This window comes from Shinella sp. SUS2, from assembly GCF_001262505.1.
Classification (GTDB): Bacteria; Pseudomonadota; Alphaproteobacteria; order Rhizobiales; family Rhizobiaceae; genus Shinella.
Window position 1 is genome coordinate 95229 of the sequence record NZ_KQ410728.1, and the last position, 22710, is coordinate 117938.

Consider the following 22710-nt stretch of genomic DNA (forward strand, 5'->3'; position numbering starts at 1 on the left):
CTGACGTGTTTATCGGACTCGCCACTGGCCATTCGCCTAACCCTGCAGGCTTGGGTTCCGTTGGCGGGCTCCGGGGCTTTCGGGTCTTCGCTTCTCAGTGCGTATGACCGTCCGGCACGGTTTCCCAAACAACAGGTGAACGATCTGCTTTTTGCTTCTTGCAATTCCGGACGGAAAACCGCTTCACGCTTTTCCTGGAATTGCCCGCTTCTTGCAAAACGCTCACCCCAATACGAGTTATCATATAGTATCGAGCGAGGCCTGCGAAAGAGGCTTGAGACGACACGCGGTGCTTTTTTACCGACGAGGCCGGAATAATCTCCTCGGATCATTGAAGATTCCGCAAAAAATGCGGAAAACGGGGCCATGATGGACGATATCTACAACAGCCGTATCCTCGAATTCGCCGGCAACATTCCACGCATCGGCACGCTTGCCGATGCCGATGGCGAGGCGGGCGCCCATTCCAAGTTATGCGGCTCGCGCGTCAAGGTCTACCTGAAGCTCGAGGGCGACCGCGTCATGGATTTTGCCCATGAGGTAAAGGCCTGTGCGCTCGGCCAGGCCTCCTCCTCGATCATGGCGCGCCACGTCATCGGCGCGACGGCGGCGGAAATCCGGGATGCGCGCGAAAAGATGCTCGCCATGCTGAAGGCCGACGGCGAGGGGCCGGACGGTCGCTTCGAGGACATGCGGTTCCTGAAACCCGTCAAGGACTACAAGGCCCGCCATGCCTCCACCATGCTGACATTCGACGCCGTGGTGGACGCCATCGGCCAGATCGAGGCGAAGCGGCTGGAAAAGGCCGGGTGACAGGCGATGTGCGATGCGCCCGACTGCCGGCATGCCGGCGCGCGGCCCGTCCATCGGGGCCGCAACTGGCAGGGGCCGTTCCGCCGGACGCCGGGCCGCCTCGTCGGCATGGGCTTCATCCGCCTCTACCAGCTGACGCTTTCCGGCTTCATCGGCAATGCCTGCCGCCACCTGCCGACCTGCTCGGAATACGGATATGAGGCCGTCGCCCGCCATGGCCTGTGGCGGGGTGGCTTCCTGGCGCTGTTCCGCGTTGCCCGCTGCGGCCCCGGCGGCACCCATGGTTTCGATCCCGTACCGGAGGTGCTGGAGCCGCGTTTGCGCTGGTGGGCGCCGTGGCGGCTGTGGCGCATATCGGCCGGGAGAGGGTGACGCCATGTCGGTTCGGATGGAATACCGCCAGGCCTCGCGCGATTTCGACGCCGTTTTCGTCGATCCCCATGTGATCGACTGCCCGCCACATGCCGTACGGGAGCTCTGGCACGCATGACGGTTTATGTCGCTCTCCTGCATTCCATCGTGCTCGGCCCGGACCAGCGGCTTGTCATGGCCGATCTCAGGGCCATGGCGGAAGGCCTCGGTTTTCGCAACACGCGCACGCTGGTTGCTACCGGCAACCTGATCTTCGAGGGCGACGATGCGCCGCTTTCCGCCATCGGGGACCAGCTGGAAACGGCGTTCCGTGCGCGCTTCGGAAAACATGTCGACATCATCCTGCGCAGTGCGGAGGCCTGGCGGCGCGTCGCGGCCGGCAATCCTTTTGCCGACGGCAACGGAGCGGATGTCGGCATCCGCGTCATGCGCAAGCCGCTGGGGCCGGAGATCTTGCCGAAACTCGAAGGCATTGCAGCGCCCGGCATCCGCCTCGCCATCGTCGACGGCGATCTCTGGATCGACTTTTCGCAAAAGCCGAGCGAGACGAGGCTCCTGTCGCATCTGACGACGAAGAAGCTCGGTATCGGCACCCTGCGCAATGCCAACACGGTCAACGGCCTTGCGGCCATGCTCGCCTGACCTCACAGCCACCGGGGGACACGCTGCCGGTAGGCGCGATAGGCCGCGCCGAGATCCTGGGCCAGCACATCCTCCTCCACCCGCACCTGGAGCCGGACGGCGAGCACCAGCACGGCCGTGAGCGCGAGCTGGACCGCATCGGGCCGGGTGATGGCGAAGCCCGCAAGGAGCATCACCTGCCCGACGAAGACCGGATTGCGCGACAGGCGAAACGGCCCCGTATCGACGATGGCGCCGGAATGGCCCGCCGCTGAGCCGATGCGCCAGGACGTGCCCATATGGTGCTGGGCATGGATGGCGAAGACGCCGCCGCCGAGCGCCAGCAGCAGGCCGGCGAGGCGGACCGGCAAGGACGGATCGACAAGCGCCGGCGCCGGCGGCAGGCCTGCGGCCAGAAGCGCGGGATAGACAAGAGCGCCGGCAAAACTCAGGCGGAAGAGCAAGGCGGGCAGGCCCTGGCGCCCGCCGAGGCCGAACAGCCAGGCCGGCCGCTCCGCTGCCCGCGCCGAACGCGCCGTCAGGGCGAGGAAGGCGGCGAGATAGACGCCCATGAGGGTCGCGGAAAGAAGGGGCAGGGACGGCATGTCGGGTCTCCGGGCTTGGCCTCGACCAGTCTGCAACCTCCAGTGACTGGAGGGTCAAGGCCGGCGCCCCGCGCCCAGTATGCGGCCAACTGGCGGTGCGGGGAAAACAGCCGTCGCCGCGCTCAGCGCCGGACGAGCCGCCTGAGGCCCTTCACCTCCGCCTCCGTCAGCGCGCGCACGGCGCCCTTTTCCAGATCGCCGAGCGCCAGGTCGCCGATGGCGACGCGCACGAGGCGCAGGCACGCGATGCCCTGCGCTTCCAGCATGCGGCGGATCTGGCGGTTGCGGCCCTCGTCGAGCACGATTTCCAGCCAGGCGTTCCGTTCGCCCTCCCGGAGCCTGCGCACGGCCTTCGCGCGCAAAAACTCGCCGTCGTGGTGGACGCCGGCGATGAGCGCGTCGAGCATCGGCTGGTCGGCGAGGCGGTCGATCTGGACGTGATAGGTCTTGGCGACATGCGTCTTCGGGTCGAGCAGGGCGTTGGCGAAGTCCGTGTCGTTGGAGAAGAGCAGAAGGCCCTCGCTCGCCTTGTCGAGCCGGCCGACGGGGGAGAGATGCGCGGGATCCAGATGTTTCAGGCAGTCGAACACCGTCGGCCGCCCCTCGGGATCGCTGCGTGTGGTGACGAGGCCGCGCGGCTTGTTGAGCATGAGATAGACCGGCTTTTCCGCAAGGACCGCTGCCCCGTCCACCGTGATGCGCGCGTCGGCAAGGTCGATCCAGGTTTCGGGATCGGTGACGACATGGCCGGCGACGGCGACGCGGCCGGCTGAAATCAGCGCTTCCGCCTCCGTGCGCGAACAGAAGCCGAGCTTGGAAAGCGCGCGGGGCAGGGTGGCGCGCTTGCCGGCGGGCGGGGCGGCGGGTCGCGCGGGCGCGCGCGCCATCGGGGCGGCCGCTGCCTTGCGGGCGGGCGCCGGTTTCTGCCCTTTGCCTCTGTCTTTCGCCATGCTGCGTGCAAAACCCCTGATCGTCGCGGTTGACCGGCCTGCCCATGCCATTCTAAAGCCGGGTTCGTCCAGAGCCTTTCCGCTCGCCCGCGGCTGGCGGAAGGCCCTGTTCGTTTCCTGCGCAAGTCCAAAGACAAGACCGTTGCACGTTTTTGCCGGAATTGCGCCCGCCAACAGAGTATCCGAAGCGAGGCCGCCGTTGACCCAGGACGACATCACATCCGAACTCGTCACGCTGCGCGACTACTGGCGCTATGCGATCTCCCGTTTCAACGCGGCCGAGCTCAGCTACGGCCACGGCACGACGACGGCCGGCGACGACGCGGCCTTCCTGCTGCTCGATACGCTCGACCTGCCGATCGACACGCTCGATCCCTTCCTCGACGCCCGCCTGCTGCCGGCCGAGCGGAAGCTGCTCGCGTCCCGTATCGAGGCGCGCGTTGCGACGCGCAAGCCCTCGGCGTACCTCACCGGCCGGTCCTATATTCAGGGCGTGCGCTTTTTTGTCGACGAGCGGGTGATCGTGCCGCGCTCGCATATCGGCGAAATCCTGTTTTCCGAATATCTCGGCGAACACGGCTCGTCCTTCCTGCCCGATCCGATGCTTGTGGAAAGCGCCGTCGACATCTGCACGGGCTCGGGCTGCCTTGCGGTGCTCGCGGCAAAGTTCTTCCCGCAGGCAAGCGTCGATGCGGTGGACCTGTCGGCCGATGCACTGGAGGTCGCCAAGCTGAACCTTGCCGAACACGACGTCGAGGGCCAGGTGACGCTCTTCAAGGGCGATCTCTTCGCCCCGCTTTCCGGCTGCACCTACGACCTCATCATCACCAATCCGCCCTATGTCGATCATGACGCGCTCGCGGGCTACCCGCCGGAATTCCGCGCCGAGCCCGTCATGGCGCATGACGGCGGGGAAGACGGCCTCGACCTCGTGCGCAAAATCCTTGCCGGGGCGGCCGATCACCTCAATCCCGGCGGCGGCATGATCTGCGAGATCGGCTCGGGCCGCGAGATCCTGGAAGAGGAATTCCCGCATCTGGAATTCGTCTGGCTGGAAACGGCCGAATCGCAGGATGCGGTCTTCTGGATTTCCGCTGAAGCGCTCGGCGTTTCCTGATCCGGTCTCACGCGACGGCGTTGCGCGGTGGCGGGCAGAGGGGATCTTCCGGCCAGTCGTCATCCTCCTCCAGGGCGCGGCGTCGCTCGTCGCCGAGCCGGTCCAGCGCTTCCAGCGTGTGGCCGGCGGCAAGCCACGCCCGTTCGTCACGGTCGCAGAGCACGCGCCAGCCGGCAAGCAGGCGTGCCTGCGCGGCGTCGTCGTGCACGCAGGGCGGAAAGGTCTTGTAGTGCGTCGTGGCGATCTCGTCGGCGGGATGGCAGCCGGTGCAGCGCTTTGCCCGCCGGCATTTCGGCAGGCGGCAGGTGCGGTGGTGGCCCGCTTGCGTCGCCGCCTCGCGAAGCTCCGGCTGCAGGCGCCGGATGTGGCGGCGCTCCAGCGCGCTCAGCGTGATCTCTACGTCCTTCACCTCGTCTTCCATCGCGCCTGCCTTCCGTCCTTGCCTGCGGGCGTGCGAAAACGCCCCGAAGGCCGCCCATCGGGTTTGTCCATGTCCGGAGAACCGCGCGAAAGCGTTGCCTCTGGGGATGGGGATATGTGGCTTCGCTTTCGCGCGGCCCAAGGCGTTCTTCGGAGACGGTCCGGTCTCCTTCAGGCGCAAAACTGCTTCGCTGCGCAGTGTGTTGGCGCTTTTCCGAAAACCACGTTCCGCGCCTTTCGGGGACATGCGCCGCCATCCTGCTTGCATGGCGGACCCAAACCGACCCCGCAAGACCCGGGGAAGGGGGAAGCCTGTCACGACGGAAATTCGCATTCCCGCAGCGTTTCGCGCCTCTTCCGCCCCTGCCGTACGTTTCGGCCGAAAACGGAAGCGCCTCCTCCCGCCCGCATCGACACGTTACGCGATCCGTCCGGCGGCGGAAGGAGGTTTAGGATATGCGAGGTTTTGGGAGCGGGGAAAATGATAAAAAACGTTCTGCGGCGAGCAAGCACTCGCCACCGCAATGTTCCCGTTTGCGTTGAGTTTGGATTTTTTATAGCGATGCAGCACTCAACCCTTGCGCTAAGTAGCTCCAGGAATTTACAACAATCGAATTGAATGTTGAGCGAGCGAAAAATGGACGCCTTAGAAATTCTTAAGCAGGTAAACATCGGCAATTCTGTCGCCGAATTCGATGAGCATCTCGAGAATTACTTTGTCGAAACGGAGACCTTTAGAGCTGTTATAAGCAATAAGGGCGATGTTATTGCTGGCGATAAAGGCACCGGAAAATCAGCGATTTATAAAGTACTGAAAAGGCATTACAGAACTTACAAAGAGTTGGATCATGTCGAAATTGTTGATGCATTCAACATGCAGGGCAATCCCATATTTCAAAGGCTTCTCCAAGGGCCTACTCTATCTGAGGGGTAATATAGAAATTTTTGGAAAGCATATGTATTTTCACTTGTTGGAAACTACTTAATTGATATTTACGGTCATGATTTCAATGATGAAATGAATACACTAAAGAACACACTGGATTACCTCGGCCTAGAGTCTCCTGATCCGACACCGGCTACTATTTTTGGTAAGTTGTATAACCTTGCTCACAGGCTCACTGAGCCAACCGCTTTAGAGGCGGGCCTTGAGTTGACTGAATCTGGTTTGCCTATTGTTACGCCTCGTATTGAATTTGGGCCGGAGAAGAAAGAAGGTACCCTGATATTCAGCGACGACTTTCTGAAAATTCTCGAGCTTGCTGCTGCCACTACCGACCTGACCTACTGGGTCCTGTTCGATCGCCTTGATGAGGCTTTCACTGGCTCGCCTGATGTCGAAATTCCCGCATTGCGAGCTCTTATGCGTACATACTTGGACTTAGCCGCAATGGCGACGGTCAGGTTGAAGCTTTTTGTTCGAAAAGACCTTTTCAGGCGTATCATTCAGGGCGGATTTGTTAATTTAACGCACATCAACGCTAGAAGGATCGAGATAGTTTGGGATCAGGATGACTTGGTGAATATGATTGTTCGCCGATTGGCCCTCAATGAATCTTTGAAAAAATTGTGCGGGCTTGAGGGAAAGAGCGATAAAGAAGTAATGGAAATTATGTTACCAGAGCAAATAGATTTAGGCGACCGTAAGCCTGCGACTTTGACTTGGATAATGGGGCGTATACGCGACGGAAACGACGCAAAGCCTCCCAGAAATATAATAGATCTATTTAATAAGGCGCAAGAGGCGCAAGCAAGAAAGGATGGGCGTGAAAAGCGAGATATCGAAGCGACGCGTGGGCCGATATTCGAGGCTGTCTCGGTAAAGAAGGCATATTCACAAGTATCTGCACTCCGCGTTCAGGACACATTACTTGCCGAGGCCAATGAGCTTACAAGAGTAATAGAATTGTTCAGGGATGGGAAATCAGAGCATAACGCCCAGACGCTTGATGAGCTTATTTCTCCAGTTGCCAATACAAAGGCGTCAATTCAGGCTCTTACTGATATGGGTTTTCTTGAGCAAATTGGGGAAAATTTCAAAATTCCGATGCTTTATCGTGACGGGTTGAAAATCACTCAAGGAAAAGCATTTTAATAGATACTGCGTCACTACTCGGAAGCGGGAATTAACAAATTTGCATTTGGGTGGAGGGTTTGGCTGGATGGCCGTGCCTGTACCCTTATTTGCAATCCCCCCATTTTCCCCTTATACCGCGCGACGCACGCGCCGGCATTCCGGCTTTACCCTCGCATACCACCCGCATTCGTTGGCGGGACTGGATAGGAGATTCTTTCATGTCTGCACCCGTTTCCCTCACTTTCCCTGATGGTTCCGTCCGCGAATACCCCGCGGGCTCGACCGGGCGTGATGTGGCCGAGGCGATTTCCAAGTCGCTGGCCAAGAAGGCGATTGCCATTGCGCTCGATGGCGAGCTGCGCGATCTCTCCGAGACCGTTTCGAACGGCCGGATCGAGATCGTCACGCGCGAGGACGACCGCGCGCTGGAGCTGATCCGTCATGACGCCGCCCATGTGATGGCCGAGGCCGTGCAGGAGCTTTGGCCGGGCACGCAGGTGACGATCGGACCGGTCATCGACAACGGCTTCTATTACGATTTCGCCAAGGACGAGCCCTTTACGCCCGACGATCTGCCCAAGATCGAAAAGCGCATGAAGGAGATCATCCAGCGCAACAAGCCCTTCACCCGGGAAGTGTGGTCGCGCGACAAGGCGAAGGAGGTTTTTGCTTCCAAGGGCGAAAAGTACAAGGTCGAGCTGGTCGATGCGATCCCCGAGGGGCAGGACCTCAAGATCTATTACCAGGGCGACTGGTTCGACCTGTGTCGCGGGCCGCACATGGCCGCGACCGGCCAGATCGGCACGGCCTTCAAGCTGATGAAGGTCGCGGGCGCCTATTGGCGCGGCGACAGCAACAACCCGATGCTGACCCGCATCTACGGCACCGCCTGGCGCACGCAGGAGGAGCTCGACACCTATCTCAACATCCTCGCCGAGGCCGAAAAGCGCGACCATCGCCGGCTCGGCCGCGAAATGGACCTGTTCCATTTCCAGGAGGAGGGACCGGGCGTCGTGTTCTGGCACGGCAAGGGCTGGCGCATGTTCCAGACGCTCGTCGCCTATATGCGCCGTCGTCTTGCCGGCACCTATGAAGAGGTGAACGCGCCGCAGGTGCTCGACAAGTCGCTGTGGGAAACCTCCGGCCACTGGGGCTGGTATCGCGACAACATGTTCAAGGTGACCGTTGCCGGCGACGAGACCGACGACGAGCGCGTCTTCGCGCTGAAGCCGATGAACTGCCCGGGGCATGTGCAGATCTTCAAGCATGGCTTGAAGTCCTATCGCGAACTGCCTGTGCGGCTTGCGGAATTCGGCAATGTGCATCGCTATGAACCCTCTGGCGCGCTGCACGGGCTGATGCGCGTGCGCGGCTTCACGCAGGACGATGCGCACGTTTTCTGCACCGACGAGCAGATGGCGGCGGAGTGCCTGCGCATCAACGACCTCATCCTCTCGGTCTACAAGGATTTCGGGTTCGACGAGGTGGTCGTGAAGCTCTCGACCCGGCCGGAAAAGCGCGTCGGCTCCGATGCTTTGTGGGACCGGGCGGAAAGCGTCATGATGGACGTCTTGAAGACCATCGAGGCGCAGTCCGGCGGGCGCATCAAGACCGGCATCCTGCCGGGCGAGGGCGCGTTCTACGGGCCGAAGTTCGAGTATACGCTGAAGGACGCCATCGGCCGCGAATGGCAGTGCGGCACGACGCAGGTCGACTTCAACCTGCCGGAACGCTTTGGCGCCTTCTATATCGACCAGAACTCCGACAAGACGCAGCCGGTGATGATCCACCGCGCCATCTGCGGCTCGATGGAGCGCTTCCTCGGCATTCTCATCGAGAACTTTGCCGGGCACATGCCGCTGTGGATCGCGCCGATGCAGGTGGTGGTGGCGACCATCACCTCGGAGGCGGACGACTATGGCCGCGAGGTGGCCGAAAAGCTGCGGGATGCCGGCCTGGTCGTCGAGACCGACTTCCGCAACGAGAAGATCAACTACAAGGTCCGCGAGCATTCGGTGACCAAGGTTCCGGTCATCGTCGTCTGCGGCAAGCGCGAGGCGGAGGAGCGCTCCGTCAACATCCGTCGCCTCGGTTCGCAGAACCAGACGGCGATGTCGCTCGACGAGGCGATCGCGATGCTGTCGCTGGAGGCGACCCCGCCGGACGTCAAGCGCAAGCTCGGCAAGGCGTGAGCCTTCCCGGCGATTGTCGGAAAACTGCAATAATCCCGTGCTATCAGGTGCGGGATTATCTTTTTGGGGACTGCCGTGCAGTTCAAGGAACTGTCCTACGCCAACGAAAACGATCCGCGCCTCAAACGATGGTTCATCCGCTCCATGGAAGGTCTTGCCGGTCGTAACCGCTACGCCCGGCTCTACGACATCTGGCGCAGCTCCATTGTCGGGCAGAGCGCGCGGGTGTTCGGCGACATGCTCGACCTCATCAATGTCGGGCTGCGCGTCGAGGGCTCCTGGCCGCCGCCGGACCTGCCCGAGGGGCCGGTCGTCATCGTCGCCAACCATCCCTTCGGCATCGGCGACGGTATCGCCGTCCTGGCGCTTGCCGAACAGCTCGGCCGGCCGTTCAAGGTGATGATCCACAACGACCTCCTGAAAGTGCCGGAAATGCAGCCCTATGCGCTGCCGGTCTCCTTCGAGGAGACGAAGGAGGCGCTGGCGCTCAACATGAAGACGCGTTCGGAGGCGGTGCGGCTCCTGAAGGAGGGCACGACGGTCATCGTGTTCCCGGCGGGGGGCGTTGCGACGGCGAAGAAGGTGTTCGGGCGGGCGGAGGACCTGCCGTGGAAGATGTTCCCGGCCAAGCTGATCCAGTCGGCCAAGGCGAATGTCATCCCCGTCTATTTCGAGGGCCAGAACGGGCGGCTCTTCCACCTCGTCAGCAAGGTCTCGCTGACGCTGCGCCTGTCGCTGCTGATCCGCGAGTTCCGCAGGCTTTCGGGCTCGACGATCGCCGCGCGCATCGGCGGCGTCATTGCCTGGGCGGAGCTGGATGCGGGTGACCGGAAGAACATTACCGCGCGGCTCTACGAGGCCGTGTTCGCGATGGCGCCGCGGCAGAAGCCGTTCTTGCGGCGCGCTGGTTAGTCCACGACGTCTTCCGCCGCCGCCTTCTGCTCGTTGGCGTTCTCGTCGAGCAGCACTTCCACATCCGTGTTGACGCCGGCCTTCACCGCGAAGTCGCGCTGGTAGATGCGGTTCTTGTTGCGGGCGACGGCGATGTAGCTGCCTTCGGCCAGCACCAGCGTCGGAAACGCGCCGACGCTTTCGCTGACCGTGTCGCCCGAGGAGGTCAGGATCGACCAGGCCGTATCGGCGATCGCCTCGCCGCCGGGCTCGGAGACGAGTTTCAGCGTAAGCTTGGCGGCGCGGTGCTGGATGGTGGCGCGCGTCAGCTTGCCGGCCTCGACCTGGATGTCGGCGCGGATGACGGCGTTGACCGTGCCGTAGTCGGAAACGACGTGATAGGTGCCGGCATTGAGGCGCACGACGGAATTCGGCTTCACCTCGGCAACGACGAGGTTGCGCTCGCCGTCCTCGCGCACCTCGGCGGCGAAGATCGAGAAGCTGAGCTCCTTCGGCGGAATGCGCACGTCCGAACCGGAAACGGCGTTCAGCATGATGCCGCCGGCATCGAGCACCATGACCTGCTTGTCGACATCGCCCGTATCGGGAACGACCAGCTTCTTGGTGGCGCCGGCGCGGCCGAAGGCGACGTTGACGAAATATTCGCCCGGCACCAGCTGGAAGGCGGCCGAGCCGCCCTCGGAGGTGGCGAGCAGCGGCAGTTTGCCGTCGGCGCCGGGGATCGGCGAGAAGACGCGCCAGGTCAGCCCGTGCTGCATGGGGCTGCCGTCCCGGGTCAGAAGCGCCTCGCAGGTTACGTCCCGAAGGTTCGCCGGCGTCGCCTCGCCCGTCACGATCGGGTTGAACGAGGTGAGCTTGCCGCCCTTCATGGGCGTGGTGACCTGCGAAAAGCTGTCCAGCGCCTCCTGCGCGCGGGCCGGGGCGAGCGACAGGACAAGGCCGGCCACGGCAAGGCTCGCGACAAGGGCGGGAGGGAGGGGCATGCGCATGGGGACGGTTGACTTCCTGACTGTAAGGCTCCACTTGGAGACCCGGCTAATGGCATTTTCAAGGCCGCGTCGCGCGCCAAGGTATTGGAACTCCCTCCCGATGAAAACCGAAATCAAGCTGATCGATTATCTTTCGACCCGCCGGTCTATCCCCGCCTTCCAGATGAGCGAGCCGGGCCCCTCGAAGGGGGAGCTGGAGGCGATGCTGACGCTCGCCTCGCGCGTGCCGGATCACGGAAAGCTCGCCCCCTGGCGCTTCATCGTCTATCGCGGCGCGGAGCGCTGGCGCATCAGCGAGGCACTTGCCAGGATCGCGATGGAGGACAAGCCGGACCTTTCCGTGGAGATGGTCAAGGTGGAAAACACACGGCTCAGCCGCGCGCCGGTGGTGGTCGCCGTCGTCAGCCGCGCCGCGCCGCATTTCAAGATCCCGGAATGGGAGCAGGTGATGTCGGCCGGCGCCGTTTGCCTCAACCTCGTCATGGCGGCGAATGCACATGGTTTCGCCTCGAACTGGCTGACCGAATGGTACGCCTTCGACGAACGCGCCTATCCGATCCTCGGCGTTGCCGAGGGTGAGAAGGTCGCCGGCTTCATCCATATCGGCACGCCCACCGTGCCGCCGACCGAGCGGCCGCGGCCGGAGCTTGCCGAGATCGTCACATGGGTCGGCGATGACACCTGACGCGCTGTTCTACGAGACGGCGGAAAACGCCCACGGCCTGAAGCACGATCCGTTCAAGGCGATCGTCGCGCCGCGCCCGATCGGCTGGATCGGCACCAAGGCGGCGGACGGGCGGCGCAACCTGGCGCCCTATTCGTTCTTCAACGCGGTGAGCGACAGGCCGAAGCTGGTGATGTTCTCCTCGAGCGGCCACAAGGACAGCGTGCGCAACATCGAGGAAACCGGCGTCTTCACCTGCTCGCTGGCCGGCCGGCATCTCGCCGAGGCGATGAATGCCAGCTCTGCTGCCGTGCCGCGAGGCGTCGACGAATTCGCGCTCGCCGGCCTTACGCCCGTCACCGGCCGCCTTGTCGATGCGCCCTATGTCGGCGAGGCCCATGCGGCGCTGGAGTGCCGGATGACGCAGTCCTTCCGCCCCGTCGATACCGATGGGCGGGAGACGGACAACTGGGTGGTGTTCGGCCAGGTGGTCGGCATCCACATCAGCCCGGAGATCCTGCGCGACGGCATGATCGACATGGCCGCCGCGCGCCCGCTCGCCCGCATGGGCTATATGGATTACTGCGACGGCGGAGCGGATGTCTTTGCCATGATGCGGCCCAAGGTGGGGTGATGCCTGAGCCTCAGCGGTTGCGGCCGTAAATCGTCCCGATCGGCGCAACTTGCGCCGTATCGACCGCGAAACCACCGAAGAAGCCCTCGTCTCGTGAGTGTTCGCAGGCCCGTTCCAGTGCTGCTCCCGTCAGATCCGGAAACGAATCAAAGGCAGGAACGCCGGCGACAGCGGCGGTGAGGAGGGTTGCGGCGCGGGCTGCGGCGAAGGGGGCGATCCATTCGTCTGATGCGGTGAAGGCGCGGGCTGCGCCGAGGGTGCGCTTCAGCGCACGCTGGTCCCAAACCAGGGCGGCAAGCCGTATGGTTTTGCCCGCAACGCCCTTGCACGAGACGGGGGCGGGCAGAATACCGTCGGTGATCGCCAGGACGGGGGTGGTGCCGTCCCCCCTGCCTTCCTCGGCTTCTGCGACGGACAGGAGGGCGGCGAGGCGCTGGAGGTCAGCGCCGGTTCGCCAGCCGGCGAGGGCGATGGCGGCAGCGCCGCTACCGATGATGTAGCGGAGGGTTGCGAGATCGATCGTCGTATCGACGATGACGATGTTGCCTTTTGTCTGTGAGTCGCCGGCGCGCACCAGTACGCCGCACCCTTTGGGAAGGGGAAAGGGCGTTTCGGTCGCTTCGAAAAGGGCGTGGGGCAGCGGTACCATGTCTTTTCATAGGGCTTTGCGCCTGGGAATGGCAATGACGAACCGGTTAACGGGTATGGTGAACCAATCTTAAACACTTTGGCGCTAGCGTGTTTCCAGTAGCGTTTTGCAGGCGTTTGGGGCGTCCATTGATCGTTCATGCTTTTCTCCGTTGGGTCGAGACCGCACGGGCAGCCGACCGGGCCAAGGCGGCCAGCGTGTTGGCGCGGGCTTACGCACGGGCGCGCATTTCGGCGGATGACCGCCACGGCGCGGAGATGGCCATGATCTTCCTGCTTGACGATCCGGCGCCGAAAGTACGGCTGGCCCTCGCGGAAGCGCTTGCCGACTGCGAGGAGGCGCCGCGCGCCGTCATCCTGCCGCTGGCGGAAGACCAGCCGGAAATCGCCGCCCATATCATCCTGCGTTCGTCGGTGCTGACGGATGGCGACCTCGTCGATCTCGCTGCCAAGGGCAGCGCGACGACGCGTATGCTGATCGCCCATCGTGCTTTTGTCTCGCGCGCCGTTTCGGCGGCGCTGGCGGAAATCGGCGATGGGGCCGACGTGCTGGCGCTGCTGGAGAACGAGGGCGCCGTGCTCTCCCGGCGCAGCCTGACGCGCATCGTGGACCGCCTCGGCGACGATGCGGAAATCCGTGCCTTGCTGCTCGACCGAGACGACCTGCCGAGCGATGCGCGCCATGCGCTGGTGGAGAAGATCGGCACGGCGCTGGCCGGTTTCGGGCTCATCCAGGCGGCGGTCGGCACGAGCCGTGTCGAGCGCATCACGCGCGAGGCCTGCGATGTCGCGACGATCGGCATGGCCGGCGAGGTCCCGGCTGCCGAGATGCCAGCACTTGTCGAGCACCTGCGCCTGACCGGCCGGCTGACGCCGGTCTTCCTGATGCACGCGCTCTGCACGGGGCGAGTCGAGTTCTTTGCGGCCGCCATCACCGATCTCTCCGGCCAGGCGGAGCGGCGCGTCCGCTCCATCCTTTCCGACGGCCGCGAGGCGGCAGTGCGTGCCCTCTACGAGACCGCCGGCCTCGGCCGGGACGTCAGCGCCCTCTTTGCAGAGGCGACGATGCTCTGGCGGCGCGAGGCGAAGGGCGAGGACGACGGGCCGTCGGTTTCCGAACGCCTGCTCTCCCGTGCCCGCGCGGCGGGCGATGCCGCCTGCCAGTCCATGCTGGAACTCGTTGAGCGGCTGGCCATCGCCGAGCAGCGCCAGACGGCGCGCAGCTACGCCCTCATCGCCGCACGCGAAGCGGCTTAGGCCAGGGCGGTATTCGAAAAATCCCCGGCGTACATCCGCAGTTCCCTGAACTGGAAATTGTTGTAACTAATTGTTTTTACACAGTTAATGACGGAGGTGCGCCTGGCATTTTTGCTGGCATCACTCTAATCGGCGAAGCGCTTGACCACCCAGGAGTAACCATCCTCGGCGTAACGCACCGGGGTGGTGACGGCGGTCTTCAGGGCGGCCTTGTCGGGAATGGCCTGCTTCACGAAGTTCAGGGCGCGGGTGGCAAGGCCCTGCTTGGCCTCGGCGGTCTGGGCGGGCAAGGGAACCTCGGCCGTGGTCGCGGCCGGCATCTCGTCGGGGGACGGTTCGGCGGCATCGGCGGTGATCCGGTCGCCGGAACTTTCGCAAACCGCCACGATGACCGGATAGTTCTTGTCCTGGTGGCGGTTGATAAAGGTTTCGGCCTGCGCATCGCACAGCGCCACGGTCTGCCAGCTCTTGCCGACCGTGTCGATATAGTGGCACTGGGTCGCGCTGTCGTCGCAGCCCATGATCGTCATGACGATGAGCGCAGCTTTCATGGCCGTCCTTTCCGGGTTTGTTCCTGACGGTTAGAGGAACGCATTGCCGCGAAAATATGGCGCCGCAACCTCAGATGTCGAGATTGTCGGCGAAGACGGCCCGTTCCTGGATGAAGCGGAAGCGAGCCTCCGGCTTGGTGCCCATCAGGTCGTCCACGGCGGTGCGGGTGCCCTCGAAATCGACGTCGTCGATCGCCACTTTCAAAAGCGTGCGCTTCGACGGATCCATCGTGGTTTCCTTGAGCTGCGCCGGCAGCATCTCGCCGAGGCCCTTGAAGCGGCCGATCTCCACCTTGCCGCGGCCGTTGAACACGGTGCGCATCAGTTCTTCGCGATGCGGGTCGTCGCGGGCATAGAGCGTCTTGCCGCCCTGGCTGAGGCGGTAAAGCGGCGGCACGGCGAGATAGAGATGGCCGCCACGGATGAGGTCGGGCATTTCCTGATAGAAGAAGGTGATGAGCAGCGAGGCGATGTGCGCACCGTCGACGTCGGCGTCGGTCATCACGATGACGCGCTCATAACGCAGGTCGTCCTCGCGGTATTTCGAACGCGTGCCGCAGCCGAGCGCCTGCACGAGGTCGGAGATCTGCTGGTTGGCGCCGAGTTTTTCGCGGCCGGCGCTGGCGACGTTGAGGATCTTGCCGCGGAGCGGGAGGATCGCCTGATTGGCGCGGTTGCGCGCCTGCTTGGCCGAGCCGCCGGCCGAATCGCCTTCGACGATGAAGAGTTCGGCGCCTTCGGCGGAATTCTGCGAGCAGTCGGCCAGCTTTCCCGGCAGGCGCAGCTTGCGCACGGCGGTCTTGCGGCTGACTTCCTTTTCCTTGCGGCGGCGCAGGCGCTCTTCGGCACGCTCGATCACCCAGTCGAGCAGCTTTGCGGCTTCGCCCGGATTGTCGGCGAGATAGTGGTCGAAGGGGTCGCGCAGCGCGTTCTCGACGATGCGCTGGGCTTCGACGCTGGCAAGCTTGTCCTTCGTCTGGCCGACGAATTCCGGCTCGCGGATGAAGACGGAGAGCATGCCGACGGCCGAGATCATCACGTCGTCGGTGGTGATGGCGGCGGCACGCTTGTTCTGCGTCAGCTCGGCATAATTCTTCAGGCCCTTGGTGAGCGCGATGCGCAGGCCCGCCTCGTGCGTGCCGCCGTCGGCCGTCGGAATCGTGTTGCAGTAGGAGTGGATCAGCGAATCGCCGCCGTACCAGGTGACGGCCCATTCCAGCGAGCCGTGGCCGCCCGATTTCTCGCTCTTGCCCGCAAAGATCTCGCGGGTGACGGTGTAGTCCTTGCCGAGCGTCGCCTGGAGATAATCCTTGAGGCCTCCGGGGAAGTGGAAGACCGCCTTTTCCGGCGTTTCCGAACCCTCGGGCAGCAGCGACGGGTCGCAGCTCCAGCGGATCTCGACGCCGCCGAAGAGATAGGCCTTGGACCGGGCCATGCGGAAGACGCGGGCCGGATCGAAATGGGCGTGCGCGCCAAAAATTTCCGGGTCCGGATGGAAGCGCACCTTGGTGCCGCGGCGGTTGTGCACGTCGCCGAGCTCCTCCAGGCCGCCGACCGGCTTGCCGCGCGAAAAGCGCTGGCGGTAGAGCTTCTTGTTGCGGGCCACCTCGACCTCGAGATGGTCGGAGAGGGCGTTGACGACCGAAACGCCGACGCCGTGCAGGCCACCCGAGGTCTCGTAGGCCTTGCCGTCGAACTTGCCGCCGGCATGCAGGACCGTGAGGATGACCTCCAGCGTGGACTTGCCCGGCATCTGGGGATGGTTCTCGACCGGGATGCCGCGGCCGTTGTCGGTGACGGACAGGTAGCCTTCGGCATCGAGATTGACCTCGATGAAATTGGCGTGGCCGGCGACGGCCTCGTCCATCGAGTTGTCGATGACTTCGGCGAAGAGATGGTGCAGCGCCTTCTCGTCCGTGCCGCCGATATACATGCCGGGGCGCATGCGGACCGGTTCGAGACCTTCCAGCACGCGGATCGCCGAGGCGTCGTAGCCGCCGGTGCCTTCGCTCGGCGGGGCAGGGCGCGCCTCGCGGGCAGGGGCGGCCGCCGCAGCGGGCTTTTCGACCGGCGGCGTGGCGGGCTGGGAGGGCATGTTGGCGAAGAGGTCGTTGCTGTCGTCTTGCATGGGCCGTTCAGATTTTGTTCCGTTTGCCAGCTTCCCCGCCGGTCCGTGACGGACCGGGGTCTGGCGCAAAAAATGTCGTTTAGCGAATCACTTGCGACTCTGCCAGATTCCGTGGGCTTTCGCGATGCCGGGACGGCGTGCCGCCCCGTCCGCCTTCGGCCGCATTCGTGCGATGCCGGATGGTCTGACCGGCCTCAAGGATGCGCCAAGCCGCGCCAACCGCTGGCGGAGGATTGCGTTGCGGGCGGGCGGATGGCAAGTATCGCAGCCTCCAGGGAGCCACAGTTCATGCGTCAGTCCACAGTTCATTGCCTTTCCCGGCTGTTTTTGGCCGCGGCCCTTGCCTGTTCGGTGGCCGGCGAGGCGGCGGCGCTGAGCCTGAAGCCCTGGAAAGACGACCTGTTCGGCTACGGCACCGTTGTGGAGACGAGCGACGATGGGGCGCTCACGGTCGTCGACTACCAGGAACTGCGCGACATCAACGGCCGTGACCAGGTGCCGGAGCGCCGGGTGAAGGCGGCCTATGTCTCGACCGCGGTGAAGAAGGGGCAGAAGAATGTGACGATCGACACGCCGGCCGGGCCGATCGACGTCGCGATGACCGGCAAGGGGGAGGGCGCGGCCTTCACGGTCATCTTCATCCATGGCCGCGGCGGCGACCGGCGGCTCGGCAACAACGACTGGAATTTCGGCGGCAATTTCAACCGGCTGAAGAACCTCGCCCTGCAGAATGGCGGGGTCTATTACGCCCCGAGCGTTCCCTCCTTCGACGACAAGGGCGCCGCGCGCATCTCCGGCCTCATCCTGACGGCCAAGGCGCTTTCGCCGGATGCCCCGGTCATCCTCGCCTGCGCCTCGATGGGCAGCTTCATCTGCGCCCGCGTGGCGCGCGATCCGGCGGCGGTGAAAAGCCTTGCCGGCATGGTGCTGATGGGCGGGGCGGCGGACGGCGACTACGGCAAGACGCCGGCCTTCAAGGCGAAGCTGCCGGTGTTCTTCACCCATGGCGACAGCGACAGCGTCTATGCCGCAAACGACCAGATCGCGGTGTTCCGCCGGCTGCGCAAGGCCGGTGTGCCGGCGCGCTTCGTGCTGTTCCAGACCGGCGGGCATGGCACGCCCGTGCGCATGACCGACTGGCGCGAGACGCTCAACTGGTTGTTTGCGCAATAGGCGCCGATTTGCTACGCCGCAAACCACGCGAATTTCAAGGAAAGGGAGGTCTCATGACACCGGATGTAACCCCGCTCGTTGCCGGGAACTGGAAGATGAACGGCACGCGCGCATCGCTCGACCAGATCAAGGCGATGGCCGAAGGCGTGAAGGGGCCGCTTTCCGACAAGGTCGAGACGCTGATCTGCCCGCCGGCGACGCTGCTCTATGTCGCGACGGCGCTCTGCGACGACAGTCCGCTGATGATCGGCGCGCAGGACTGCCACGAAAAGGCCTCCGGCGCCCATACCGGCGACGTCTCGGCGGAAATGATCGCCGACTGCTTCGGCACCCATGTCATCGTCGGCCATTCCGAGCGCCGCACCGACCACAAGGAAAGCGACGCTTTGGTGCGTGCCAAGGCGGAGATCGCCTATGCGAACGACCTCGTCGCGATCATCTGCATCGGCGAGACCGGCGACGAGCGCAAGGCGGGCAAGACGCTCGACGTGCTGAAGACGCAGCTTGCAGCCTCCGTGCCGGATGGCGCAACGGCAGAAAACACCGTGATCGCCTATGAGCCCGTCTGGGCGATCGGCACCGGCCTGACGCCGACGGCCGGTGACGTCGAGGAAGCGCACGCCTTCATGCGCGCGGAGCTGGCCGGCCGTTTTGCCGGCGAGGGCACCAAGATGCGCATCCTCTATGGCGGCTCGGTGAAGCCGGGCAATGCGCAGGAACTGATGGGCGTCGCCAATGTCGACGGCGCGCTGATCGGCGGGGCGAGCTTGAAATCCGACGATTTCCTCGCCATCTACCGCGCATACGAAGCGCTGACCGCCTGATCCCTTCCGTCGGCCCGAAAAGGGCAGACGGATCGACACCTAGGGCTTGGAATGGTGCGCGGCTTGGTATATTGAGCCGCAAACCTGACATTTGGGCCATCTGGCCGGGATACCGAAAACATGCAGACCATCTTGCTCGTCATCTATCTCATGGTCGTCGTCGCGCTGATCGGCGTCGTGCTGATTCAGCGGTCTGAAGGCGGCGGCCTCGGCATCGGTGGCGGCTCCGGCTTCATGTCGGCGCGCGGCACGGCCAATGCCCTGACGCGCACCACGGCGATCCTTGCCACGCTGTTCTTCGTCCTGGCGCTCGGCATGGGCATCCTTGCCCGCTACGAGACGCAGCCGACGGACATTCTCGACCGTATCCCCGGCACCACGGGGACGGGCGGCGTTCTCGACGCGCTCGGCGGCGCATCGCAGGGCGAGGGCACCCAGAACAACAACACGACCAACCAGACGCCCGCGACGACCGGCACCGATGCCGTTCCGACCGAAGGCGGCGCAGCAACCGGCACCGGCAACACGTCCACGACGGGCACCGGCACGGGCGCTGCAACGGGCACGGAGCAGAACTCCGGCGTCCCGAGCGGCCAGTAAGCCGCAAGGACTGAAAACAAACCGGCCGGTTGGCGAAATCCAACCGGCCTTCTTCTTGTGTAAAACGCCGATTGCGCCTTCCGAAATCACACCCAAGGTGATTTTTCGGTGGCGGAATCGATTTTGAAAAGGTATCCGGTGACTCCCATGGCGCGATATGTATTCATCACAGGCGGCGTGGTTTCCTCCCTCGGAAAAGGCATTGCCGCCGCTGCACTCGGAGCTCTCCTGCAGGCCCGCGGTTACCGCGTTCGCCTGCGCAAGCTCGACCCCTATCTCAACGTTGACCCGGGCACGATGAGCCCGACCCAGCACGGCGAGGTGTTCGTTACCGACGACGGCGCGGAAACCGACCTCGACCTCGGCCACTACGAGCGCTTTACCGGTCGCTCGGCCACCAAGACCGACAACATCACCACCGGTCGCATCTACAAGAACATCATCGACAAGGAACGCCGCGGCGATTATCTCGGCGCGACCGTGCAGGTCATTCCGCACGTGACCAACGAGATCAAGAACTTCGTCACCGAAGGCAATGACGACTACGACTTCGTCATTTGCGAGATCGGCGGCACGGTGGGCGACATCGAGGCCATGCCCTTCATGGAGGCGATCCGCCAGCTCGGCAACGACCTGCCGCGCGGCACGGCCGTCTATGTCCACCTGACGCTGATGCCCTATATTCCGGCAGCCGGCGAGCTCAAGACCAAGCCGACACAGCACTCCGTCAAGGAATTGCAGGCGATGGGCATCCATCCGGATATCCTTCTGGTGCGCGCCGACCGCGAAATTCCGGAAGCCGAGCGCAAGAAGCTTTCGCTGTTCTGCAACGTTCGTGCGACTGCCGTCATCCAGGCGCTCGACGTCGCGTCGATTTACGACGTGCCGCTTGCCTACCACAAGGAAGGCCTGGACGACGAAGTGCTTGCCGCCTTCGGCATCGAGCCGGCGCCCAAGCCGCGGCTTGAAGCCTGGCAGAACGTCTCCGATCGCATCAAGACGCCCGAGGGCGAGGTGACGATCGCCATCGTCGGCAAGTATACCGGCCTCAAGGACGCCTATAAGTCGCTGATCGAGGCGCTGTATCACGGCGGCATCGCCAACCACGTCAAGGTGAAGCTCGAATGGATCGAGTCGGAGGTCTTCGAGAAGGAGGATCCGGCGCCGTATCTCGAGAAGGTGCACGGCATCCTCGTTCCCGGCGGTTTCGGCGAGCGCGGATCGGAAGGCAAGATCAATGCGGCGCGTTTTGCCCGCGAGCGCAAGGTGCCCTATTTCGGCATCTGCTTCGGCATGCAGATGGCGGTCGTGGAAGCGGCGCGCAATCTCGCCGGTCTCGAAAAGGCCTCGTCCACGGAATTCGGCAAGACGGCTGAACCCGTCGTCGGCCTGATGACGGAATGGGTGAAGGGCAACGAGCTGGAGAAGCGGTCGGCTTCCGGCGATCTCGGCGGCACGATGCGCCTCGGCGCCTATCGCGCGGCGCTGAAGGGTGGCACGAAGATCGCCGATATCTACGGTTCGACGGAGATTTCCGAGCGCCACCGCCACCGCTACGAGGTGAATGTCGACTACAAGGACCGGCTCGAAGGCTGCGGCCTTGTCTTCTCCGGCATGTCGCCGGATGGCGTGCTGCCGGAGACGGTGGAGTATCCCGACCATCCGTGGTTCATCGGTGTGCAGTACCATCCGGAGCTGAAGAGCCGGCCGCTCGATCCGCACCCGCTCTTCGCAAGCTTCGTGGAGGCGGCCCTGGAGCAGAGCCGCCTCGTCTAGGCAGCATGCAAGCCTCTCCTTCCCGGTCGGCTCAAGTCCGAGGGTGACGACGGGAGAGGCAGGCTTCCAACGCTATGAAAAAAGCCCGGCATTTCTGCCGGGCTTTTTGTCATTCGGCCGCCTGGACGAGGGCGTCGATCCCGTCGTCGGGATCCTCGCCGGCGAGGATCCGCTGGCCGATCCCGACGGTGATTGCCGCACTGATGCTGGCGGCGACGGAGACCCAGAAGCCGTTCTGGGCACCGAAATTGTCCACCGCCCAGCCGGCGACGAACGCGCCCAGCGCCATGCCGATGCCGATGCCGGTCGTGACCCAGGTGATGCCCTCCGTCAGCATGGCGGCCGGCACGCGACGCTCGATGAGGCCGAAGGCGGTGATGAAGGTGGGCGAGATGGCGACACCGCTGACGAAGACAGCCAAGGCGAGCAGCGGCACCGTATCGGCGAAGGGCAGCGGCAAGGCTGTGAGCGCCAGCACGGCGACGGCGATCATCAGCTGCTTCTGCAGCGCCATCTTCGGGTTCAGGGCACCAAGCACGAGGCCGACGACGAAGGAACCGATGGCATAGACGCCGATGACGAGGCTGGCGGCATTCGGCTGGCCGAGTTCCTTGGTGATGGCGACGGCGCTGACCTCGGCGGTCGCGAAGGTCGAGCCGACGAAGACGAGGGCGAGCGTGATGACCTGGACGGCGCGCAGGCGGATCGCCGATTTTTGCGGGGGGCTGCCGGCGACATGGCGTATGGCGGGCTCGGTGGCGCGCTGCAGGACGAAGGCGAGCGTGCCGACGGCGAGGAAGGCGGTGCTGATCAGCATGCCGGCCTCGGGGAAGAGGGCGACGGCAAGGCCGACGGAGAGCGACGCGCCGGCGATGTAGACCAGCTCGTCGGCCGCCGATTCGAAGGCGAAGGCGGTGTTGAGCTCGGGCCTGTCACGAAAGATCTCGGTCCAGCGGGCGCGCAGCATGGCCGGCATGCTGGGCATGGTGGCGGCGAGGAAGGCGGAGGCAAAGAGCGTCCAGACCGGCCAGCCCTGATGCGTGGCGGCTATCAGCGCGAGAAAGGCGAGGACGGAGACGATGGTCGCGGGCGTCAGCACCGCGGCCTGGCCGAAGCGGTCGACGAGGCGGGAGACCTGCGGCGCGATGAGCGCGTTGGTGAGCGCGAAGGTGGCGGAGACGGCGCCCGCAAGCCAGTATTCGCCATGGGTCTGCGAGAGCATGGCGACGATGCCGATCGGCGCCATGGCGATGGGAAGGCGGGCGAGGAAGCCGGCGGCGGAGAACGTCTTGGTTCCCGGCACGCTGAAAATTTCTTTGTAGGGGTTGGACATGGCCTGCTCCTGGGAATGGGCGGTTCCGATATTTACATACGCGGCGTATGTTGA

22 protein-coding genes and 1 pseudogene are annotated in these 22710 nt (G+C 64.1%); 15 read left to right on the top strand and 8 right to left on the bottom strand.

The features are described from left to right. The first annotated feature begins 366 nt into the window (after window positions 1–366). The 3 genes from AKG11_RS10790 (at window position 367) to AKG11_RS10800 (ending at window position 1827) form a co-directional block, all read left to right on the top strand. Window positions 367–813 carry an iron-sulfur cluster assembly scaffold protein gene (locus AKG11_RS10790; protein ID WP_023517156.1) on the top strand — a complete coding sequence of 149 codons (447 nt, stop codon included), beginning with the start codon at window positions 367–369 and terminating at the stop codon, window positions 811–813. Between the two features lie 6 nt (window positions 814–819). After that, on the top strand, window positions 820–1185 hold the full coding sequence (yidD, locus tag AKG11_RS10795) for a membrane protein insertion efficiency factor YidD (RefSeq protein WP_023517155.1): 366 nt from the start codon (window positions 820–822) through the stop codon (window positions 1183–1185). Between the two features lie 114 nt (window positions 1186–1299). Beyond that, window positions 1300–1827, top strand: coding sequence for a DUF1697 domain-containing protein (locus AKG11_RS10800; protein ID WP_050743888.1), 528 nt, complete (start codon window positions 1300–1302; stop codon window positions 1825–1827). Window positions 1828–1829: 2 nt separating this feature from the next. On the opposite strand, the gene AKG11_RS10805 is transcribed toward AKG11_RS10800, so the two are convergent. Both AKG11_RS10805 and AKG11_RS10810 read right to left on the bottom strand, forming a co-directional pair. Beyond that, entirely contained in the window at window positions 1830–2411 is a 582-nt protein-coding gene (locus AKG11_RS10805) for a methyltransferase family protein (RefSeq protein ID WP_050743889.1), read from the bottom strand. A 122-nt stretch (window positions 2412–2533) separates the two neighbouring features. Further along, window positions 2534–3298: a pseudouridine synthase gene (locus AKG11_RS10810; protein WP_050743890.1), complete on the bottom strand. Its 765-nt coding sequence runs from the start codon at window positions 3296–3298 to the stop codon at window positions 2534–2536. 262 nt (window positions 3299–3560) lie between these two features. Between AKG11_RS10810 and prmB the strand changes: the two genes are divergently transcribed. Then, window positions 3561–4478, top strand: a complete 918-nt coding sequence (gene prmB, locus AKG11_RS10815) for a 50S ribosomal protein L3 N(5)-glutamine methyltransferase (RefSeq protein ID WP_050744033.1) — start codon at window positions 3561–3563, stop codon at window positions 4476–4478. 7 nt (window positions 4479–4485) lie between these two features. On the opposite strand, the gene AKG11_RS10820 is transcribed toward prmB, so the two are convergent. After that, a complete protein-coding gene (locus AKG11_RS10820; RefSeq protein WP_157255834.1) occupies window positions 4486–4887 on the bottom strand; it encodes a hypothetical protein in 402 nt (133 codons plus the stop codon). A gap of 648 nt (window positions 4888–5535) precedes the next feature. Between AKG11_RS10820 and AKG11_RS10825 the strand changes: the two genes are divergently transcribed. The 4 genes and pseudogenes from AKG11_RS10825 to AKG11_RS10840 all read left to right on the top strand — a co-directional run bounded on the left by AKG11_RS10825 (window position 5536) and on the right by AKG11_RS10840 (window position 10079). Then, on the top strand, window positions 5536–5832 hold the full coding sequence (locus AKG11_RS10825) for a hypothetical protein (protein WP_050743892.1): 297 nt from the start codon (window positions 5536–5538) through the stop codon (window positions 5830–5832). 15 nt (window positions 5833–5847) lie between these two features. After that, a pseudogene (locus tag AKG11_RS10830) lies at window positions 5848–6993 on the top strand (P-loop ATPase, Sll1717 family); the annotation flags it as partial. A gap of 200 nt (window positions 6994–7193) precedes the next feature. Beyond that, window positions 7194–9167, top strand: coding sequence for a threonine--tRNA ligase (thrS, locus tag AKG11_RS10835; RefSeq protein WP_050743894.1), 1974 nt, complete (start codon window positions 7194–7196; stop codon window positions 9165–9167). Window positions 9168–9242: 75 nt separating this feature from the next. Next, on the top strand, window positions 9243–10079 hold the full coding sequence (locus AKG11_RS10840; protein ID WP_050743895.1) for a lysophospholipid acyltransferase family protein: 837 nt from the start codon (window positions 9243–9245) through the stop codon (window positions 10077–10079). On the opposite strand, the gene AKG11_RS10845 is transcribed toward AKG11_RS10840, so the two are convergent. Further along, window positions 10076–11068 carry a hypothetical protein gene (locus AKG11_RS10845; RefSeq protein ID WP_050743896.1) on the bottom strand — a complete coding sequence of 331 codons (993 nt, stop codon included), beginning with the start codon at window positions 11066–11068 and terminating at the stop codon, window positions 10076–10078. The genes AKG11_RS10840 and AKG11_RS10845 overlap by 4 nt on opposite strands. Before the next feature lie 100 nt (window positions 11069–11168). On the opposite strand from AKG11_RS10845, the gene AKG11_RS10850 reads away from it, so the two are divergent. Both AKG11_RS10850 and AKG11_RS10855 read left to right on the top strand, forming a co-directional pair. Continuing rightward, window positions 11169–11753, top strand: coding sequence for a nitroreductase family protein (locus AKG11_RS10850; protein WP_050743897.1), 585 nt, complete (start codon window positions 11169–11171; stop codon window positions 11751–11753). A gap of 4 nt (window positions 11754–11757) precedes the next feature. Continuing rightward, entirely contained in the window at window positions 11758–12366 is a 609-nt protein-coding gene (locus AKG11_RS10855) for a flavin reductase family protein (RefSeq protein WP_050744034.1), read from the top strand. 10 nt (window positions 12367–12376) lie between these two features. Here the strand turns inward: AKG11_RS10855 and AKG11_RS10860 are convergent, their stop codons facing one another. Beyond that, entirely contained in the window at window positions 12377–13015 is a 639-nt protein-coding gene (locus AKG11_RS10860; RefSeq protein WP_050743898.1) for a hypothetical protein, read from the bottom strand. Between the two features lie 128 nt (window positions 13016–13143). On the opposite strand from AKG11_RS10860, the gene AKG11_RS10865 reads away from it, so the two are divergent. After that, window positions 13144–14271: a DUF2336 domain-containing protein gene (locus AKG11_RS10865; protein WP_050743899.1), complete on the top strand. Its 1128-nt coding sequence runs from the start codon at window positions 13144–13146 to the stop codon at window positions 14269–14271. A gap of 125 nt (window positions 14272–14396) precedes the next feature. Here the strand turns inward: AKG11_RS10865 and AKG11_RS10870 are convergent, their stop codons facing one another. Both AKG11_RS10870 and parE read right to left on the bottom strand, forming a co-directional pair. After that, window positions 14397–14822: a hypothetical protein gene (locus tag AKG11_RS10870; protein WP_050743900.1), complete on the bottom strand. Its 426-nt coding sequence runs from the start codon at window positions 14820–14822 to the stop codon at window positions 14397–14399. 70 nt (window positions 14823–14892) lie between these two features. Next, window positions 14893–16950 (bottom strand): DNA topoisomerase IV subunit B, encoded by a 2058-nt coding sequence (gene parE / locus AKG11_RS10875; protein WP_024270690.1) that lies wholly within the window; start codon window positions 16948–16950, stop codon window positions 14893–14895. Between the two features lie 288 nt (window positions 16951–17238). Between parE and AKG11_RS10880 the strand changes: the two genes are divergently transcribed. From AKG11_RS10880 to AKG11_RS10895, 4 genes are all read left to right on the top strand, one after another. After that, entirely contained in the window at window positions 17239–18123 is an 885-nt protein-coding gene (locus AKG11_RS10880) for a phospholipase (protein ID WP_050744035.1), read from the top strand. 53 nt (window positions 18124–18176) lie between these two features. Then, window positions 18177–18947, top strand: coding sequence for a triose-phosphate isomerase (gene tpiA, locus AKG11_RS10885; protein WP_023514370.1), 771 nt, complete (start codon window positions 18177–18179; stop codon window positions 18945–18947). A gap of 120 nt (window positions 18948–19067) precedes the next feature. After that, window positions 19068–19547, top strand: coding sequence for a preprotein translocase subunit SecG (gene secG / locus AKG11_RS10890; protein ID WP_023514369.1), 480 nt, complete (start codon window positions 19068–19070; stop codon window positions 19545–19547). A gap of 147 nt (window positions 19548–19694) precedes the next feature. Continuing rightward, window positions 19695–21323 (top strand): CTP synthase, encoded by a 1629-nt coding sequence (locus AKG11_RS10895; RefSeq protein ID WP_037407662.1) that lies wholly within the window; start codon window positions 19695–19697, stop codon window positions 21321–21323. Between the two features lie 109 nt (window positions 21324–21432). On the opposite strand, the gene AKG11_RS10900 is transcribed toward AKG11_RS10895, so the two are convergent. Then, window positions 21433–22656, bottom strand: a complete 1224-nt coding sequence (locus AKG11_RS10900; RefSeq protein ID WP_050743901.1) for an MFS transporter — start codon at window positions 22654–22656, stop codon at window positions 21433–21435. Between the last annotated feature and the right edge of the window lie 54 nt (window positions 22657–22710).

Coding starts and splice junctions, on each gene's coding strand:
- AKG11_RS10800 (WP_050743888.1), top strand. CDS start 1,300: ATGACGGTTTATGTCGCTCTCCTGCATTCCATCGTGCTCGGCCCGGAC.
- AKG11_RS10845 (WP_050743896.1), bottom strand. CDS start 11,068: ATGCGCATGCCCCTCCCTCCCGCCCTTGTCGCGAGCCTTGCCGTGGCC.
- AKG11_RS10790 (WP_023517156.1), top strand. CDS start 367: ATGATGGACGATATCTACAACAGCCGTATCCTCGAATTCGCCGGCAAC.
- AKG11_RS10805 (WP_050743889.1), bottom strand. CDS start 2,411: ATGCCGTCCCTGCCCCTTCTTTCCGCGACCCTCATGGGCGTCTATCTC.
- yidD (WP_023517155.1), top strand. CDS start 820: ATGTGCGATGCGCCCGACTGCCGGCATGCCGGCGCGCGGCCCGTCCAT.
- AKG11_RS10860 (WP_050743898.1), bottom strand. CDS start 13,015: ATGGTACCGCTGCCCCACGCCCTTTTCGAAGCGACCGAAACGCCCTTT.
- thrS (WP_050743894.1), top strand. CDS start 7,194: ATGTCTGCACCCGTTTCCCTCACTTTCCCTGATGGTTCCGTCCGCGAA.
- AKG11_RS10895 (WP_037407662.1), top strand. CDS start 19,695: ATGGCGCGATATGTATTCATCACAGGCGGCGTGGTTTCCTCCCTCGGA.
- AKG11_RS10900 (WP_050743901.1), bottom strand. CDS start 22,656: ATGTCCAACCCCTACAAAGAAATTTTCAGCGTGCCGGGAACCAAGACG.
- parE (WP_024270690.1), bottom strand. CDS start 16,950: ATGCAAGACGACAGCAACGACCTCTTCGCCAACATGCCCTCCCAGCCC.
- AKG11_RS10880 (WP_050744035.1), top strand. CDS start 17,239: ATGCGTCAGTCCACAGTTCATTGCCTTTCCCGGCTGTTTTTGGCCGCG.
- secG (WP_023514369.1), top strand. CDS start 19,068: ATGCAGACCATCTTGCTCGTCATCTATCTCATGGTCGTCGTCGCGCTG.
- AKG11_RS10870 (WP_050743900.1), bottom strand. CDS start 14,822: ATGAAAGCTGCGCTCATCGTCATGACGATCATGGGCTGCGACGACAGC.
- AKG11_RS10850 (WP_050743897.1), top strand. CDS start 11,169: ATGAAAACCGAAATCAAGCTGATCGATTATCTTTCGACCCGCCGGTCT.
- tpiA (WP_023514370.1), top strand. CDS start 18,177: ATGACACCGGATGTAACCCCGCTCGTTGCCGGGAACTGGAAGATGAAC.
- AKG11_RS10825 (WP_050743892.1), top strand. CDS start 5,536: ATGGACGCCTTAGAAATTCTTAAGCAGGTAAACATCGGCAATTCTGTC.
- AKG11_RS10810 (WP_050743890.1), bottom strand. CDS start 3,298: ATGGCGCGCGCGCCCGCGCGACCCGCCGCCCCGCCCGCCGGCAAGCGC.